The sequence below is a fragment of the Intrasporangium chromatireducens Q5-1 genome (assembly GCF_000576575.1).
GTDB lineage: Bacteria > Actinomycetota > Actinomycetes > Actinomycetales > Dermatophilaceae > Intrasporangium_A > Intrasporangium_A chromatireducens.
On the sequence record NZ_AWQS01000017.1, the window covers coordinates 23,347 to 38,885 of the forward strand.

15 protein-coding genes and 1 tRNA gene are annotated in these 15,539 nt (G+C 71.4%); 10 read left to right on the forward strand and 6 right to left on the reverse strand.

Annotation, left to right across the window (positions count from 1 at the left end; all coding sequences use genetic code 11):
• Positions 1-287: 287 nt before the first annotated feature.
• The 4 genes from N864_RS03945 (at position 288) to N864_RS03960 (ending at position 3,752) form a co-directional block, all read left to right on the forward strand.
• Positions 288-1,220, forward strand: a complete 933-nt coding sequence (locus tag N864_RS03945) for a pseudouridine-5'-phosphate glycosidase (RefSeq protein ID WP_034713726.1) — start codon at positions 288-290, stop codon at positions 1,218-1,220.
• Entirely contained in the window at positions 1,220-2,101 is an 882-nt protein-coding gene (locus N864_RS03950) for a carbohydrate kinase family protein (RefSeq protein WP_034713729.1), read from the forward strand. Before N864_RS03945 ends, N864_RS03950 begins: the two co-directional genes overlap by 1 nt.
• A 184-nt stretch (positions 2,102-2,285) precedes the next feature.
• Entirely contained in the window at positions 2,286-2,864 is a 579-nt protein-coding gene (locus tag N864_RS03955; RefSeq protein WP_051518164.1) for a hypothetical protein, read from the forward strand.
• 66 nt (positions 2,865-2,930) lie between these two features.
• Positions 2,931-3,752, forward strand: coding sequence for an enoyl-CoA hydratase (locus N864_RS03960; RefSeq protein ID WP_034713731.1), 822 nt, complete (start codon positions 2,931-2,933; stop codon positions 3,750-3,752).
• A gap of 53 nt (positions 3,753-3,805) precedes the next feature.
• Here N864_RS03960 and N864_RS03965 read toward each other — a convergent pair whose 3' ends face one another.
• Positions 3,806-5,365 carry a helicase HerA-like domain-containing protein gene (locus N864_RS03965; protein ID WP_034713766.1) on the reverse strand — a complete coding sequence of 520 codons (1,560 nt, stop codon included), beginning with the start codon at positions 5,363-5,365 and terminating at the stop codon, positions 3,806-3,808.
• Positions 5,366-5,468: 103 nt separating this feature from the next.
• Here N864_RS03965 and N864_RS03970 point away from each other — a divergent pair, with 103 nt between their 5' ends.
• The 3 genes from N864_RS03970 (at position 5,469) to N864_RS03980 (ending at position 7,191) form a co-directional block, all read left to right on the forward strand.
• Positions 5,469-5,765, forward strand: a complete 297-nt coding sequence (locus N864_RS03970) for a type II toxin-antitoxin system VapB family antitoxin (RefSeq protein ID WP_034713733.1) — start codon at positions 5,469-5,471, stop codon at positions 5,763-5,765.
• 47 nt (positions 5,766-5,812) lie between these two features.
• A complete protein-coding gene (locus N864_RS03975) occupies positions 5,813-6,346 on the forward strand; it encodes a LytR C-terminal domain-containing protein (protein WP_034713735.1) in 534 nt (177 codons plus the stop codon).
• A 230-nt stretch (positions 6,347-6,576) separates the two neighbouring features.
• Entirely contained in the window at positions 6,577-7,191 is a 615-nt protein-coding gene (locus N864_RS03980; protein WP_155892807.1) for a helix-turn-helix domain-containing protein, read from the forward strand.
• A 32-nt stretch (positions 7,192-7,223) separates the two neighbouring features.
• Here the strand turns inward: N864_RS03980 and argF are convergent, their stop codons facing one another.
• The 5 genes from argF to N864_RS04005 all read right to left on the reverse strand — a co-directional run bounded on the left by argF (position 7,224) and on the right by N864_RS04005 (position 11,554).
• Positions 7,224-8,240: an ornithine carbamoyltransferase gene (argF, locus tag N864_RS03985; protein ID WP_034713768.1), complete on the reverse strand. Its 1,017-nt coding sequence runs from the start codon at positions 8,238-8,240 to the stop codon at positions 7,224-7,226.
• Positions 8,241-8,346: 106 nt separating this feature from the next.
• A tRNA-Ser gene (locus tag N864_RS03990) sits at positions 8,347-8,434 on the reverse strand.
• A 53-nt stretch (positions 8,435-8,487) separates the two neighbouring features.
• Positions 8,488-9,663 (reverse strand): galactokinase, encoded by a 1,176-nt coding sequence (galK, locus tag N864_RS03995; protein ID WP_034713740.1) that lies wholly within the window; start codon positions 9,661-9,663, stop codon positions 8,488-8,490.
• Positions 9,660-10,766, reverse strand: a complete 1,107-nt coding sequence (gene galT / locus N864_RS04000; RefSeq protein WP_034713743.1) for a galactose-1-phosphate uridylyltransferase — start codon at positions 10,764-10,766, stop codon at positions 9,660-9,662. The genes galK and galT overlap by 4 nt, the downstream gene beginning before the upstream one ends.
• A complete protein-coding gene (locus N864_RS04005; RefSeq protein ID WP_034713746.1) occupies positions 10,763-11,554 on the reverse strand; it encodes a DeoR/GlpR family DNA-binding transcription regulator in 792 nt (263 codons plus the stop codon). The genes galT and N864_RS04005 overlap by 4 nt, the downstream gene beginning before the upstream one ends.
• Positions 11,555-11,917: 363 nt before the next feature.
• Between N864_RS04005 and N864_RS04010 the strand changes: the two genes are divergently transcribed.
• Genes N864_RS04010 through N864_RS04020 form a run of 3 tightly spaced genes read left to right on the forward strand, consistent with a single transcriptional unit; the run spans position 11,918 to position 15,481 of the window.
• Positions 11,918-12,943: a LacI family DNA-binding transcriptional regulator gene (locus N864_RS04010; protein ID WP_051518165.1), complete on the forward strand. Its 1,026-nt coding sequence runs from the start codon at positions 11,918-11,920 to the stop codon at positions 12,941-12,943.
• Positions 12,940-14,136 carry a class I mannose-6-phosphate isomerase gene (locus N864_RS04015; RefSeq protein WP_205620856.1) on the forward strand — a complete coding sequence of 399 codons (1,197 nt, stop codon included), beginning with the start codon at positions 12,940-12,942 and terminating at the stop codon, positions 14,134-14,136. The genes N864_RS04010 and N864_RS04015 overlap by 4 nt, the downstream gene beginning before the upstream one ends.
• Positions 14,137-14,164: 28 nt before the next feature.
• Positions 14,165-15,481, forward strand: coding sequence for an ABC transporter substrate-binding protein (locus N864_RS04020; protein ID WP_034713748.1), 1,317 nt, complete (start codon positions 14,165-14,167; stop codon positions 15,479-15,481).
• Positions 15,482-15,539: the final 58 nt, after the last annotated feature.

The window sequence follows — 15,539 nt, forward strand, 5'->3', positions numbered from 1 at the left end:
AAGCTGAGCACGAACGGTCGACCGGCGACGCCCCTGAACGCCACATCCCAGATCTCGAAAGCGTGTGTGGGGGCAACTCCACCGTGGGTTCAAATCCCACCGCCTCAGTCATTCCGGGGGTGAACGACCGGCCCACGAGAAGTGGCGTCGATGCCCGGTGTCGTGGTCCGGGGGCCACCGAGGCCACGAGAAGTGGTGTCGACTGCAGTTCTCGTGGTGGCCCACGACCGCAGTCGCCCGCCAGGCGTCGTTACGGTGGGCCCAACCGCCCCCCGAGAGGAGAGCCCATGCCCACCCCGTCCGTCATCCGAGTCGGTGACCACGTCGCCGAGGCGCTCGGCGCCGGCACTCCGGTCGTCGCCCTCGAGTCGACGATCTTCACCCACGGCCTGCCCCGGCCCCGCAACGTCGAGGTGGCCCTGGAGGGCGAGGAGATCATCCGAGCGGCGGGCGCCGTGCCCGCCACCATCGGCGTGCACCGCGGGACCCCCGTCGTCGGTCTCACCGAGACCGAGATCCGGGAGCTGGGAGGCGACGACGACGCCGACAAGGCTTCCACCCGTGAGCTGTCCCTCGCCGCCGTCACCGGCAAGAACTACGGCACGACGATCGCGGCCACTGCCTTCCTCGCCCGGGCGGCCGGCATCGACGTCTTCGCGACCGGGGGCCTCGGCGGCGTGCACCACGGCGCGGACAAGACGTTCGACGAGTCGGCCGACCTCGTCGGGATGGCGCGCACCTCGATCGTGCTCATCAGCTCGGGCGCCAAGGCGATCCTCGACATCCCGGCGACCCTCGAGCGGTTCGAGACGCTCAGTGTCCCGGTGGTCGGCTACCGGACGAACCGCTACCCGGGGTTCTACGTCGTCGACTCCGGCTACTCGGTCAGCGCCCGCGTCGACTCGCCGGACGACATCGCAACGATGCTGACCACCCAGCGCGCCCTCGGCGTGCCGAGTGGGGTCCTCGTCGCCAACCCGGTCCCCCCGGCCGAGCAGCTCGACCCCGCCGAGCTCGACGGCGTGATCGAGGCGGCCTGGGCGGCCGCCGAGCGCGACGGCATCGGCGGGCAGGCCTCGACGCCGTACCTGCTGGACTACATCCGACGGGCCACCGACGGTCGCAGCCTCGATGCCAACGTCGCCCTCTACCGCAACAACATTCGTCTGGCCTGCGAGGTCGCGACCGTCCTCGCCGGTCGGGCCGGTCGGGCGGGCTAGTGCTCGGCGTCCTCGGCGACGTCGTCCAGGACGTCGTCGTCTGGCAGCTCGAGCCGGTGCGCCGGGCGACGGACACGAAGTCCGAGATCGTCATGCGCCGCGGTGGGTCAGCGGCGAACGTCGCCGCCTTCGCAGGCTCGCGCTACCCGACGCGCTTCATCGGCTGCGTCGGTGACGACCTCGGCGGCCACGTCGTGCGCCAGGAGCTCGAAGGCCACGGCGTCGACGTCCGGCTCCAGGTCGACGGGACGACGCACACCGGCATGATCGTGCTGCTCATCGACGAGCACGGCGAGCGGACGATGTTCCCCTCCCGGGGCGCCAACGCCCACCTCACCAGCGTCGACCCGGCGTGGCTCGAGGACCTCGAGGCGCTCCACCTCACCGGTTACTCGTTCGAGGCGGGCTCGACCGCCGACGCCGCCCTCGACGCGGTGGCCCGACAGCATGGCCGCGGCGGCCTCGTCTCCTGCGACGTGTCGTCGACCGGGCTGATCCAGCACTACGGCGTCGAGGCCTTCCTCGCCCTCCTCGAGCAGTGCCGCCCGGACGTCATCTCGGCGAACGAGGACGAGTGCCGCGTCCTCGACCTCGCCGACGCAGGCCGGCCCGGAGCCGCCCTCGCGCGGTTCCCGAGTGCCACGCTCCTCGCTCGCCGGGGCGGGGAGGCCACGACGGTGCTGCGCGACGGTCGGCTCCTCGCCACCGTCCCGGTGACGCGAGTCGACGACGTACGTGACCTCACCGGAGCCGGCGACGCCTTCAACGCGGGCTTCCTCACCGCCCACCTGCAGGGCGACGACGTCGTGCGCGCCTGCCAGGCCGGGCATGCGCTCGCTGCGCGGGTGCTCCGCAGCGCCGGTGCCACCGAGCAGGCCTGACCGCGCGGCGCTTCCGCGCCCAAGCGGCACGTGACGGTATGCCGCTGAGCCGGCTCAGCGGCATACCGTCTCCTCACGCACCGGCAGGCGCGCACGTTGCGCGGCACGGGAAGCGGGAGTGATGATCGTGGTGAGGGCCGTCCAGGGAGCGTCCCTCCGGCCCTCGGATTCGAGGTGGTCCACCATGACAACCGCTGCACATTCGGCACGTCGGCCCGTCTACAGTCGGGTCCACGTCGACCGCAGCCGAGGCGCGATCAGCGGGGTGCTGCTCGTCCTGCTCGGCATCTGGGGCGGCCTGATCCCCTTCATCGGCCCGATCTTCGGCTACGCCTACACCCCTGACCGGGCGTGGCAGTTCACGATGGGGCGGCTCTGGCTGGAGATCCTGCCGGCCATCGCAACCGTCCTCGGCGGGCTCATGCTGCTCGCGAGCGCGGACCGGCGGGTCACGATCTTCGGCGGGTGGCTCGCTGCCGTCGCCGGAGCGTGGTTCGCCGTCGGACCGACGCTGAGCCGGCTCTTCAACGGCGGCGTCGCGGCGGCCGGGAGCCCGGCCAGCGCGGCGCCGACGCAGGCGGCGCTGGAGGAGATCGGCTTCTTCATTGGGCTCGGCGTCGTCATCGTCTTCCTCGCCGCCCTGGGCCTGGGGCGCCACAGTGTCGTCAGCGTCAAGGACGTCGAGCAGGCCGAGATGGGCCGCCGCCGCCGGGTCGTCGACCCCGACGACGTCGAGGGCGAGGACGACGACCTGCTGCCGTGAGCGATCCGGCTGCGCCGGTGCCGTAGTGCTGGCGACGCGCTCGTGGGCGCTGGCTAGGCTCGCGCCATGAGCGCCGCGCCAGCCTGGGGTCCCGTGTCGGAACGAGCCGGGGGGCAGGTCCTGCTGAGGAGCCAGCCGGGCGCGATCGAGGTGACCTTCAACCGGCCGGAGAAGCACAACGCCTTCACCGCCGCCATGTACGCGGAACTCGAGCACATCTGCGAGCTGGCCGCGACGACACCGGCCCTGCACGTCGTGGTGTTCCGCGGCGCCGGCGGCCGCGCGTTCGCGGCGGGGAACGACATCTCCTCGTTCACGGGCTTCTCGAGCGGCGCCGATGGAGTCGCCTACGAGGCTCGGATCAGGGGAGTGCTCGACGCCATCGCGGCGCTGCCCCAGGTGACGATCGCCGCAGTCGAGGGCCACTGTGTCGGCGGGGGTCTGGCCGTCGCCAACGCCTGCGACCTGCGCATCTGCACGCCGACGGCCCGCTTCGGCTACCCGATCGCGCGGACCCTCGGCAACGCACTGTCCGCGCCGATTGTGCTGCGCTGCACGGAGGTCTTCGGCGACCCATTGACCCGCGAGATGATCCTTGCCTCCCGCATGGTCGACGCGCGCCGGGCCGAGGCGGTCGGCGCCGTCATGGAGGTCGTCGCTCCCGAGCGCCTTGAGGCCGAGGTCTGGGGCGTCGCGGCCGGGATCGTGCAGGCCGCGCCGCTGACGATCCGGGCCACCAAGGAACAGCTCCGGTCCGGGCGGGACGGCTACGAGGCCGCGGTCGACGACGCCCGGCTCGACCGGGTATACGGCAGCGACGACTTCGCGGAGGGGGTGGCCGCGTTCCTCGCCAAGCGCAGGCCCGCCTTTCGAGGCGAGGTGAGCTGAGCGGCATACGAAGGCCGTATGCCGCTCACCGGGGTGGGCGGGTGGGCCTCCGCTCAGCGGCGGCGCCGGGAGGTGCCGAAGAGGCTGCGCGTGATCTCCCGGCCGATGACCGTGCCCGCGGACCGGATCATGGACCGGAACGCCGTTGACTGGACGACCTGCTCGACCAGGCCCGGCTCCTCCTTCGGCGCGCGGCCGCGACCGGTGCTCGCGGGAGCGCTGGGTTCCGGGCCGGCGGTGGGGGCGGAGGGAGCGGGCTCCTGCTCGGGTGTCGGCGCGGTCTGCAGGCGCTTCGCGAGCAGCTCGTAGGCGGACTCGCGGTCGACGACGTCGGCGTACTTCGACGAGAGCGGAGACGCGGAGATGATCCCGTCCACGATTGCGTCGGGCGAGGGGTCCATCAAGGAGTTGGGGGCCTTCATCCGGGTCCAGGCCACGGGAGTGGGCACGCCCTTGTCGGACAGCACCGTCACGACGGCCTCACCGATGCCGAGGCTGGTCAGCAGTTTCTCCATGTCGTAAGCGGTGTGCGGATAGGTCGCGATCGCCTGCTTGAGGGCCTTCGCGTCGTCCGGGGTGAAGGCGCGCAGCGCGTGCTGGACCCGGTTGCCCAGCTGGGCTAGGACGTCTCCCGGCACGTCCTTCGGAGACTGGGTCACGAAGAAGACGCCGACCCCCTTGGACCGGATGAGCCGCACGGTCTGCTGGATGGCGTCGAGGAACGCCTTGCTCGCGTCGTTGAAGAGCAGATGGGCCTCGTCGAAGAAGAAGACGAGCTTCGGCTTGTCGACGTCGCCTTCCTCCGGCAGGTCGTGGAAGAGGTCGGCGAGCAGCCACATGAGGAACGTCGAGAACAGCTGTGGGCGGTCCTGCACCTGAGGCAGCTCGAGGCACGAGACGATGCCCTTGCCGTCGGCGGTGGTGCGCAGCAGGTCGGTCGTGTCGAACTCCGGCTCGCCGAAGAACTGGTCGGCGCCCTGGTCCTGGAAGGTGATCAGGTTGCGCAGGATCACGCCGGCCGTCGCCGAGGAGAGGCCGCCCAGGTCCTTCAGGTCGGCCTTGCCCTCGTCCGAGGTGAGATGGCTGATGACGGCCCGCAGGTCCTTGATGTCGAGCAGGGCCAGGCCGTTCTTGTCGGCGTAGTGGAAGATCAGGCCGAGGCTGCTCTCCTGGGTCTCGTTGAGACCGAGCACCTTGGACAGCAGGGTCGGCCCGAAGCTCGTGACGGTGGCTCGGATCGGGATGCCCTTGCCTGCCCCGCCGAGCGAGTAGAACTCTGTCGGATAGCCCTTCGCCTCCCAGGCCATGCCGACCTGATCGGCGCGTGCGGTGATCTTGGGGCCGCCCTCGCCGGGTGAGGCGATGCCGGAGAGGTCGCCCTTCATGTCGGCGAGGAAGACCGGCACGCCGACGTCGGAGAGCTGCTCGGCCATCAGCTGGAGGGTCTTCGTCTTGCCCGTTCCGGTCGCGCCGGCGACGAGTCCGTGCCGGTTGAGGATGCCGAGCGGGATGCGGATCGGCGCGTCGGCGTGGGCCTGGCCGTCGACGACGGCTGCTCCGAGGGCGAGTGCCGGCCCGTCGAACGCGTAGCCCGCGCGGATCTCGTCCAGCAGGGCCGACTGGGCAGGAGGTGCGGCGGTGGCGCCGCTGTCGGACGTGGGGGCGGCGGGTACGTCGGTCACCTTCGGCACTGTAGTCCGCGCCTATGCTGGGGCGGTGATTTTCAAGGCCGTCGGAGACACGCGTCCCTACCCCGACCACGGGCTGGTGAGCGTCAAGGACTGGTCGAGCGTTCCCCCGCGCGTCGTCCAGCTCGGCGAGCTCATCACGACGAAGAGCACCCTCGACCTGCGCGGCCTGCTCGCCGACGACTCCACCTTCTATGGCGACCTCTTCCCGCACTGCGTGCAGTGGGAGGGCGAGCTCTACCTCGAGGACGGCCTGCACCGCGCGCTGCGCGCTGCGCTGCAACAACGTCCCGTCCTTCATGCCCGGGTACTCGTACTGTCCTGACCGGACCGGTACGGTCGGGAGCGCTCGAGGACGAGACGGGAGAATCGATGACCGCAGAGGACGACGGCTACGAGTACCGCGCCAAGCGGCAACGCCGGACGACCGTGACGATCGCCGTGCTGCTGCTCGCGCTGGCCGGGGCGTTCTACTACGCCTCCACCTACTACCGTCAGTCCACCCCCAAGCCGACGGCGGCCTGTACGACGGTCAAGCCCGTCGAACCGCTGCAGGCGGCGGACGTCTCGGTCAACGTCTACAACGCGACGAGGCGCGCGGGCATCGCCGGCGCCACGTCCAAGCTGCTCGCCAAGCGCGGTTTCAAGATCAAGAAGGTCGCGAACGACCCGCTGAAGAAGACCGTCCGGAAGGCGGCTGAGATCCGCTACGGCGAGGCGGGGAAGCCGTCGGCCGAGCTGCTCGCCACCCACGTGCCCGGGGCCGACCTCGTCAAGGACAAGCGCAAGGACGACAGCGTCGACCTCGTCATCGGCAACGCCTGGAAGCAGCTCGGACCGGTGCCGCCCCGGCCGACGGCCACCCAGACCCTGCCGCTCTGCCCGGACGCCACCTCGACGCCCTAGCGCCCGGGGTATGCCGCTGAGCGCGTTCGTGATGGCCGCTCGGCTAGGGCCTCATGCAGCCCTCCTGATGGCCTGCTGCGCCTGACTCAGCAGCGGGCCCCCTGCTGCGCCTCACTCAGCAGCGGGCCCCCTGCTGCGCGCCAGGCAGCAGGTGCACAGGCCCCGGGGAAGGGGCTGTGTCGGCGCTCCGTGCCATCCTCGTTTTCCGGGGGCAGGAAGCTGAGAGTCACATGTCAGTCCAGTTCAGTGCCGACAGGTACGTCGTCAGGGCGAGGCGCCTTGCCGACCTCAGCCAGCGCGAGCTCGCTGAACGACTAGGGATCTCATCCTCGCTCGTGGCGCGGATGGAAACGGGCGAGGTCGTGCCGACCACTCGGATGCTCAGCAGAATCATGGGCCTGGCGGGTCTGCACCTCGTCGTCGTGGACGGGAGTGGCGCGCTGGTGGAGCCGGTGCCCGAGGACGTCGCCAGAGACAACGCGGGCCGTCGCTATCCGGCACACCTCGACGTCAACCCCGTGGAGATGGCGCCGGCCGAGTACGGCTGGAGACCACGACATGAGCGTCACGCCCCGAAGGCCTGGTTCCAGCTCCGGCAGGAACGTGACCGTCGTCGACGCGGCCAGAAGCCCGCTCCGGACCACCCGACGGTCGCCGACCTCGAGGCGTACCGCCGGATGATCGTCGAGGAGAAGATGGCCCGGCTGCGGGCTCAGGCGGCAGCCCGCGCGGCAGCAGAGCCGCCGCTCGCGCCGTGCTCCTGCGGGCTCGAGTGCGAGGAGTCGGGCCCGTGCGTGCCCAGCTGCAACTGTCAGTGCGAGCCGCCCGTGTCGGGGCTTGGATGACGCCGAGGCCACACCGGAAAGGCCGCGGCCGGTCAGCGCCCGGCGAGGGTGGCGACCAGGAGCGCCTTGATCGTGTGCATCCGGTTCTCGGCCTGGTCGAAGACGATGGACGCGGGCGACTCGAAGACGTCGTCGGTCACCTCGAGCTCCGTGAGCCCGAACTGCTCGTGGAGCGACTGGCCGACGGTCGTCTCGAGGTCGTGGAACGCGGGCAGGCAGTGCATGAACCTCACGTCGGGGTTGCCGGTCGCCGCGAGCAGGTCCGCGTTGATCTGGTACGGCCTCAGCAGGGCGATGCGCTCGGCCCAGACCTCCGGTGCCTCGCCCATCGAGACCCACACGTCGGTGTGGACGAAGTCGGCTCCGCGCACTCCTTCGCCGACCTCCTCGGTGACGGTGACCCGGGAACCGAGCTCAGCGGCATACCGCTTCGCCTGGGCGATGACGTCGTCCGCGGGCCAGAGCGAGCGGGGGGCGACGATCCGAACGTCCATGCCCAGCATCGCGCCGACCGTGAGGAGGGAGTTGCCCATGTTGTAGCGGGCGTCGCCGACGAAGGCGTAGCTGATCTCGCGGTCCGGCTTGCGGCTGTGCTCGCGCATCGTCAGGACGTCGCAGAGCGACTGGGTGGGGTGCCACTCGTTGGTCAGGCCGTTCCACACCGGGACGCCCGCCCACGCCCCGAGGGTCTCGACGACGCTCTGGCCGTTGCCGCGGTACTCGATTCCGTCATAGAGCCGGCCGAGGACGCGGGCGGTGTCCTTGATCGACTCCTTGTGGCCCATCTGGGAGCCGGCGGGGTCCAGGTAGGTCGTCGAGGCGCCCTGGTCGGCGGCGGCCACCTCGAAGGCCGCGCGGGTGCGGGTCGAGGTCTTCTCGAAGAGCAGCGCGATGTTCTTGCCCGTGAGGCGTCGCTCCTCGCGGCCCTGGCGCTTCGCGGCCTTGAGCAGGGCGGCGAGGTCGAGCAGGCTGCGGAACTCCTCGGCGGAGAGGTCGGTCTCCTTGAGGTAGCTCCGGCCCAGGAGGGTGGAGCGCGAGCTGACGGTCATGACGTGATGCTTCCAGTCGCGCACCGGCGCCGCAAAGCAGTCTCAGGCACTGAGGAGGGGCACAAAAGAAGGGACCCCGGCGGCAAACGCTAGGGTCCCTTCTCGGTGGCGGAGGATGGGGGATTTGAACCCCCGAGGGTTTTATCCCAACACGATTTCCAATCGTGCGCACTAGGCCACTATGCGAATCCTCCGCGGGCAGGTTACCCGAGGAGACGGGCGGGTCGGAAATCCGTTGCCCCGGAGGTCAGTCCTCGCGGCGTGCCGGGCCACCGGCCCGGACCGCGAAGGAGACGGGCGGCTCGAAGCCGTGCGATGCGAACGCGGCCTCGATCGCCGCGGCGGTTGCCGGGACCTCGGTCGCAGCAACGAGCGCGATCGAGGACCCGCCGAACCCGCCGCCCGTCATCCGGGCCCCGAGTGCCCCCTGGCTGCGAGCGGTCTCGGTCGCCACGTCGAGCTCCGGGCAGGAGATCTCGTAGTCGTCACGCATCGACGCGTGCGACTCGTCGAACAGGCGCCCCAGTCGAGCCAGCTCACCAGCCTCGAGCGCCGCGACCGAACCGCGCACGCGCTCGATCTCGGTGACGACGTGTCGGACCCTCCGGCGCAGGACGGCCGAGGTCAGCTGGCCGAGTGCCGCCGCCAACCCGGCGGGCTCGATGTCGCGCAGGCTGCCGACTCCCAGCTCTGCGGCCGCGGCACGGCACTCGTCACGGCGCGAGCCGTACTGGCCGTCGGTCAGCTCGTGGGCCGCCCGGGTGTCGGTGACGAGGAGCGCGCCGCCGTGGGCGGCGAGGTCAAACGGGACGAGCCGCGACTCCCACGACCGGCAGTCGAGGAGCAGCGCCTCGTCGTCGCGCGCGAGCATCGCGGCGTGCTGGTCCATCCCGCCGGTCGGTGCCTCGGCGATGGTGTTCTCCGCGACGACGCAGGCCCGGGCGAGTGCGGCCCGGCCCGGCTCGGTCTCGAGCAGGTGCAGCCCGGCGAGGTCGCTGACCGCCGCGGCGACCGCGCACTCGAGCGCGGCCGAGCTCGACAGCCCGGCCCCCACGGGCACGTCGGAGTCGACCGTCACGTCGAGCCCGGGCACGTCGTATCCCTCCCGATCGAGCGCCCACAGGACGCCTGCCACGTAGGCGGCCCACCCGCCCGGCTGCCCGGCGCGGACGTCGGCGAGGGCGATCTCGACGGCGGCTCCCTGCTGGGCCGACCGGACACGGAGCCTGCGGTCGTCACGGCGGGCGGCTGCGACATACGTGCGCTGCGGCAGGGCGATCGGCAGGCAGAGCCCGTCGTTGTAGTCGGTGTGCTCGCCGATCAGGTTGACCCGCCCCGGCGCCGACCAGACCCCCTCGGGGACCTGTCCCGTCAGCCGGAGGAAGTCGTCGGCGCCCCGGGCCCGGGCGGAGTCCCCGGTCACGAGGCGACCTCGCGCAGCCGCTGCGCCTGTCGCTCGGGGGGCACGTCCGTGATCCAGCCGCCGACACCGGACTCGGACCCGGCGAGGTACTTCAGCTTGCCCGGTGCCCGCAGGACCGACATGAGCTGCAGGTGCAGCCGGGACGCTTCACGTCCGACGCGGGCCGGTGCCTGGTGCCAGGCGGCGATGTAGGGCATCGCCAAGGGCTCCCCGGCCGGTCCGACGTGGTAGCGGTCCAGGCGCCGCAGCAGCTCACGGTAGGCGACCGCGAGGTCGTCGCGTTCCTCGCCGCCGAGCGCCGGCAGGTCGGGCACGTCCCGGTGCGGGGCGAGGTGGACCTCGAGGGGCCAGCGGGCGGCGAACGGGACGTAGGCGGTCCAGTGCTCCGACTCGAGAACGACTCGCGAGCCGTCCGCACGTTCGGCCTCGAGGAGGTCTGCCCCGAGGAGCCGGCCGGTCTTGGCCAGGTGCTCCTCGGCGCGCGCGAGCAGCTGTGCCGTGCGGGCCGGGACGTAGGGGTAGGCGTAGATCTGCCCGTGCGGGTGGTGCAGGGTCACGCCGATCTCCCGGCCCCGGTTCTCGAAGCAGAAGACGTGCTCGATCTCCGGCATCGCGCCGAGCGCGGCCGTACGTGCGGCCCACGTGTCGATGACCCGGCGCACCCGCTCGAGGGGCAGCTCCTTGAAGGAGGAGTCGTGCTCGCTCGTGAAGCAGACGACCTCGCACCGCCCGTGCGCCGGCCGGGTCTCGAACAGGCCTCCGGCGTCGACCGACTCACCGCCGAGCGAGACGGGGGCATAGGACGGGAAACGGTTCTCGAAGACGGCGACCTCGTAGGACGTCTCGGGCACCTCGGACGGGACGCTCCCGCGACCGGTCGGGCAGAGGGGGCACTCGTCCTTCGGCGGCAGGAAGGTCCGCTCCTGGCGGTGGGCCGCCACGGCGACCCAGTCGCCGACGAGGGCGTCCCAGCGCAGCTCACCCGACGGCACGCGGTCGCCCAGGGGTCGGGTGTCCGAGGCTCGGCGCGGTGGGGCATCCGGACCGTCGACGTAGATGATCTGGCGGCCGTCGGCCAGCTGCCCTGTGGTGATCCGGTTCATGCGGGGTCGTCCTCCGGCTCGACCACGACGAGTTCGCCGACGTGCTCGTGCAGGGCGCGGCGCGCCCCGGGCGTCAGGCCCGAGTCGGTGATGAAGACATCGACGTCGTCAAGGCGGCCGAAGGTGCCGAGCCCGACGACGCCCCACTTCGTCGCGTCGGCGAGTACGCAGACCCGCAGGCCGGCCCGGATGAGGGCACGGTTCGTGTCCGCCTCGACGAGGTTGGGGGTCGTCAGCCCGGCCTTCGCGTCGACGCCGTGGCTGCCGAGGAAGAGGACGTCGACGTGCAGCGACTCGAGGGCCGCGACGGCGATCGGGCCGACGAGCGCGTCGGACGGGGTGGGCACCCCACCCGTGAGGATGACGGTCTGTCCCGGCCCGGCCGCCTCGTGGAGCAGCTGCGCGGCCGGGAGCGAGTTCGTCACCACGGTGAGGCCGGGCACGGTGACCAGGCGGCGTGCCAGCTCGATGGTCGTCGTCCCGGCGGAGATGCCGATGGCGCTGCCCGGCTCCACGAGGTCGGCGGCCGCACGGGCGATGGCCCGCTTCTGCGCCTGCTGGAGCAGCGACTTCGCGGCGAAGCCGGGCTCCTCGCTGCGCCGGGTGCCCTCGCGGGCCACGGCCCCACCGTGGACGCGCTCGACGACGCCGTCGGACGAGAGCCGGTCGATGTCGCGGCGGATCGTCATGTCCGACACACCGAGCCGCTCGACGAGCTCGGAGATCCGGACCGCGCCCTCGCGTTCGACGAGGTCGGCGATGGCAGAGCGGCGCTGGCTCGCGAGCACGGCACGTCTCCTCTCGCTCCCGACGGGTGGGCGGCTCGGCCGCCGGGCGACCCTCGGGCAGGCCACCCATTGGGTCAACAAACTCTAACAATTTCTTACACGTCTTGACACTTTCGAACAAGTCCCGCCACGATCAGGACGAAGCCACGTCAGGGTGGCGGTTCGCGTCGACGGGGATGCAGGGAGCGGGTCATGGGAGTGGACGAGCGGGTCGTCCATCCTGTCCGAAACGGACAAGCCATCGGACAGGGTCGGACAGTGCCGCCGTGTGCTGCCGCGATCTCGTTGCGGGCTGACCAGCAGGACTGGTCCAATCGGGCGGTGACACCGTTGTCAGGCAGGGCGACAGCCACGCGGCCGACGATGGCCGACGTGGCGGCCGAGGCGAACGTCTCGGTCAAGACCGTGTCGCGGGTCGTCAACCACGAGGCCGGCGTCCGACCCGACACGGCGGCCCGGGTCGTGGCCGTCATCGAGCGGCTCGGCTTCCGGCGGACCGACAACGGCCGGTTGCTGCGGCTCGGTCGCACTTCGACGATCGGCCTCGTCGTCGAGGACCTCGCCAACCCCTTCTACTCGCAGATCGGCGCTGCGGTCGAGCGCGAGGCGCGGATCCGGCGCCACCAGCTCATCACCGCCTCCGCGGAGGGGTCGCCGAGCCGCGAGCGCGCCGTGCTCGCCGAGCTCGTCGCCCGACGGGTCGACGGCCTCGTCGTCGTGCCGGCGGGCGCGACCCCCGTCGCCGACGCGGACGTCCTCGCGAGCGGCACGCCGATCGTCTACCTCGACCGGCCGGTCCGGGGGGACGCCGACATGATCCTCAGTGACAACCACGGCGGCATCCGCAGCGCCATGGAGCACCTCGTCGCCCATGGCCACCGCCGCGTCGGGTTCCTCGGCGACGACCCCGAGTTCTGGACCGCCCGGCAGCGGCGTGAGGCGTTCACCGGCGTCCATGGCGACCTGCACCTGCCGGACCCGCCGCGGGTCTGCATGGGACCGCACACCATGGCCACGGTGGGGGAGGCCCTCACCGGTTGGACGAGCGGTCGCGACCCGGTCACCGCCGTCATCACCGGCAACAACCGGATCACGATCCACGCGCTGCGGGCCATGCGCCGGCTCGACCTGGCCCTCGCCCTGGTCGGTTATGACGACTTCGAGCTCGCCGACCTCATCGACCCGCCCGTCACCGTCATCCACCAGGACCCGGCAGCCATGGGGCAGAAGGCCGCCCAGCAGCTCTTCGTCCGGCTGCTCGGCGAGGAGGCGCCGGCGACCACCGTCGTCATGCCGACCCGCCTCATCGTCCGCGCGTCCGGCCGTGCCCCGCGGCCCGCGGTGACGGCGGGTGCCGCCCGCTCCGAGTCAGGAGGGCAGCGGGTATGACGCTGAGCTCGCTCCCGGCTGCGCCCGCGGTCCCGATCCGGCTGGGGGTCAACACCCCTCACCGGTTCTACCGTGGTGGCGGGAAGATTCTCGCCTTCCGTGGCCTCGACGTCCCGGACGGTTTCGACGGCTACCGGCCGGAGGACTGGCTCGCCTCGACGACCCGGTTGTTCGCGGAGGGCGGTGGCGGGCGCACGATCCTGCCCGACGGCACCGATCTCGCCAGCGCCCTCGGGGGCGACCCGGTCGGCTGGCTCGGCGCCGACCACGCCGCGGCCCACGGCAGCGAGCCGAACATCCTGACCAAGCTGCTCGACGCCGGTGAACGGCTCCCCGTCCACTCCCACCCGGACCGCGCCTTCGCCGCCCGTCACCTCGACTGCGCCCACGGCAAGACCGAGGCGTGGATCGTCCTCGACGCGGACCCCGGTGCGGCAGTCTGGCTCGGCTTCCGCGAGGACCTCCCGGCGGAGCGCCTCGCCGAGCTCGTCGAGGCCCAGGACGAGGGGCTGCTCGAGGCGCTCAACCGCGTCGAGGTGACCCGCGGCGACACGGTGCTCGTCCCGGCCGGGCAACCGCACGCGATCGGCGAGGGCGTCTTCGTCCTCGAGATCCAGGAGCCGACCGACCTGTCCGTCATGCTCGAGCACGCCCGGTTCGGGCTCGAGGAGGCCCACGCCTTCCTCGGCCTGCCCCGGCCCGTCGCCCTCGACAGCGTCGACCGGCGCCGGCTCGGGGCCGAGCGCCTCGCCGAGCTGCAGCGCACGTGGACCGACGCCCTGGGTGTCGCGAGCGCCCTGCCCGCGGAGGCCGCCGAGTTCTTCCGGGCCGAGGTGGTGACCGCCACCCAGCAGGGACCGGTCGTGGTGCCCGCCGGGTTCGCCGTCACCGTCGTCGTCGACGGCGCCGGAACCCTCACGACCACCGCGGCCACCCCCACCCCGGTTCGATGTGAAACCGCGGTGGATACGGCGCGGGAATACATCGACCCGGATGGGGCGGAGCGCCAGTTGGCCGTCCGATCCGGTGACGTCCTGCTCGTTCCCGACGCGGCCGGGCCGGTCCGCGTCGACGGCGACGTCACGCTCATCCGGTGCCTGCCCCCGACCCCCGGGCCGGCTCCGACCACCCCCACCAGCCAGTCATCCGGACCACGGGTGGCTCAGCCGTCGACGGACGCCGGCCAGGCGTGACGTCGACGGACCGATGAAGGAGAAACACATGCGCAGCAGGAACGTTGCATCCGCAGCGATCGCCGGTCTCGTCGCGGTGGCGCTCGCGGCGTGCGGCAGCAACACCCAGACCGGCGACACCGGCAACGCCAACGCCCCGACGACGCCGCTCCAGACCACCTCGGGTGGCGCCGGTGGCGACGTCGGTGTCTTCACCTGGTGGGCCGCCGGCTCGGAGAAGGCCGGGCTCGACGCCCTGGTCAAGCTCTTCAACGAGAAGTACCCGAACGACAAGTTCGTCAACCTCGCCGTCGCCGGTGGCGCCGGCTCGAACGCGAAGGCCAAGCTCGCGTCCGACCTGCAGAACAACCAGCCGCCGGACTCCTTCCAGGGCCACGCCGGCGCCGAGCTGCTCGACTACATCGACAAGGGCCAGATCGAGCCGGTCAACGACGTCATCAAGGCCCTCGGTGGCGAGTCGGTCTTCCCCAAGGACCTGCTCGACCGGCTCACCGTCGAGGGCAACATCTACTCGGTGCCCTCGAACATCCACCGCGCCAACGTCGTCTGGGCCAACGCGGCCGTCCTGAAGAAGGCCGGCATCAACGAGGTGCCCAAGGACCTCAAGGCCTGGATGGCCGACATGGACAAGGTCAAGGCCTCCGGCGTCTCGACCCCGCTGTCCGTCTCCGGCACGTGGACCCAGGTCCAGCTGCTCGAGAACGTCCTCATCGCGGACCTCGGCGTCGACGGCTACAGCGGCCTGTTCGACGGCAAGACGAAGTGGGACTCCGACCAGGTCAAGCAGGCCGTCGGGGACTACAAGAAGCTGCTCAGCTATGCCAACACCGCCTCCGACGGCGACGACTGGCCCGTCGCGACCGACATGGTCATCGACGGCAAGGCCGCCTACAACGTCATGGGTGACTGGGCCGTCGCCGAGTTCAACGACAAGGGCAAGAAGCAGGGCCAGGACTGGACGTGGTTCCCGACCCCGGGCACCGACGGCGTCTTCGACTTCCTCGCCGACTCGTTCACGCTGCCCAAGGGCGCGAAGAACCCCGGCGGCACGAAGGACTGGCTCATGCTGATCGGCTCCGCCGAGGGCCAGAAGGCATTCAACCTCGCCAAGGGCTCGATCCCGGCTCGCACCGACGTTCCGGCGAGCGACTTCCCCGCCTACCAGCAGGACGCCATGAAGGCGTTCAAGGACAACAAGATCGTCTCGTCGATCGCCCACGGCGCCGCCGTGTCCCTCGCCTGGAACGCGGACATCTCGACGGCCGTCTCGAAGTTCTACGCCTCCAAGGACGAGAACCAGCTCGTGAGCGACCTCGCGGCCGCCGCGAAGAAGAACCTCGGCTGAGTCCCGCTCAGCCCAAACGCAACTGGACGTATGCCGCTGAGCCAGCTCAGCGGCATAC

Excerpts from the sequence above, each read along its gene's own strand:
- N864_RS04015 (WP_205620856.1), top strand. The coding sequence starts at position 12,940 with ATGACGCTGAGCTCGCTCCCGGCTGCGCCCGCGGTCCCGATCCGGCTG.
- N864_RS04020 (WP_034713748.1), top strand. The coding sequence starts at position 14,165 with ATGCGCAGCAGGAACGTTGCATCCGCAGCGATCGCCGGTCTCGTCGCG.
- N864_RS04010 (WP_051518165.1), top strand. The coding sequence starts at position 11,918 with ATGGCCGACGTGGCGGCCGAGGCGAACGTCTCGGTCAAGACCGTGTCG.
- galT (WP_034713743.1), bottom strand. The coding sequence starts at position 10,766 with ATGAACCGGATCACCACAGGGCAGCTGGCCGACGGCCGCCAGATCATC.
- N864_RS03960 (WP_034713731.1), top strand. The coding sequence starts at position 2,931 with ATGAGCGCCGCGCCAGCCTGGGGTCCCGTGTCGGAACGAGCCGGGGGG.
- N864_RS03945 (WP_034713726.1), top strand. The coding sequence starts at position 288 with ATGCCCACCCCGTCCGTCATCCGAGTCGGTGACCACGTCGCCGAGGCG.
- N864_RS03975 (WP_034713735.1), top strand. The coding sequence starts at position 5,813 with ATGACCGCAGAGGACGACGGCTACGAGTACCGCGCCAAGCGGCAACGC.
- N864_RS03955 (WP_051518164.1), top strand. The coding sequence starts at position 2,286 with ATGACAACCGCTGCACATTCGGCACGTCGGCCCGTCTACAGTCGGGTC.
- argF (WP_034713768.1), bottom strand. The coding sequence starts at position 8,240 with ATGACCGTCAGCTCGCGCTCCACCCTCCTGGGCCGGAGCTACCTCAAG.
- N864_RS03980 (WP_155892807.1), top strand. The coding sequence starts at position 6,577 with ATGTCAGTCCAGTTCAGTGCCGACAGGTACGTCGTCAGGGCGAGGCGC.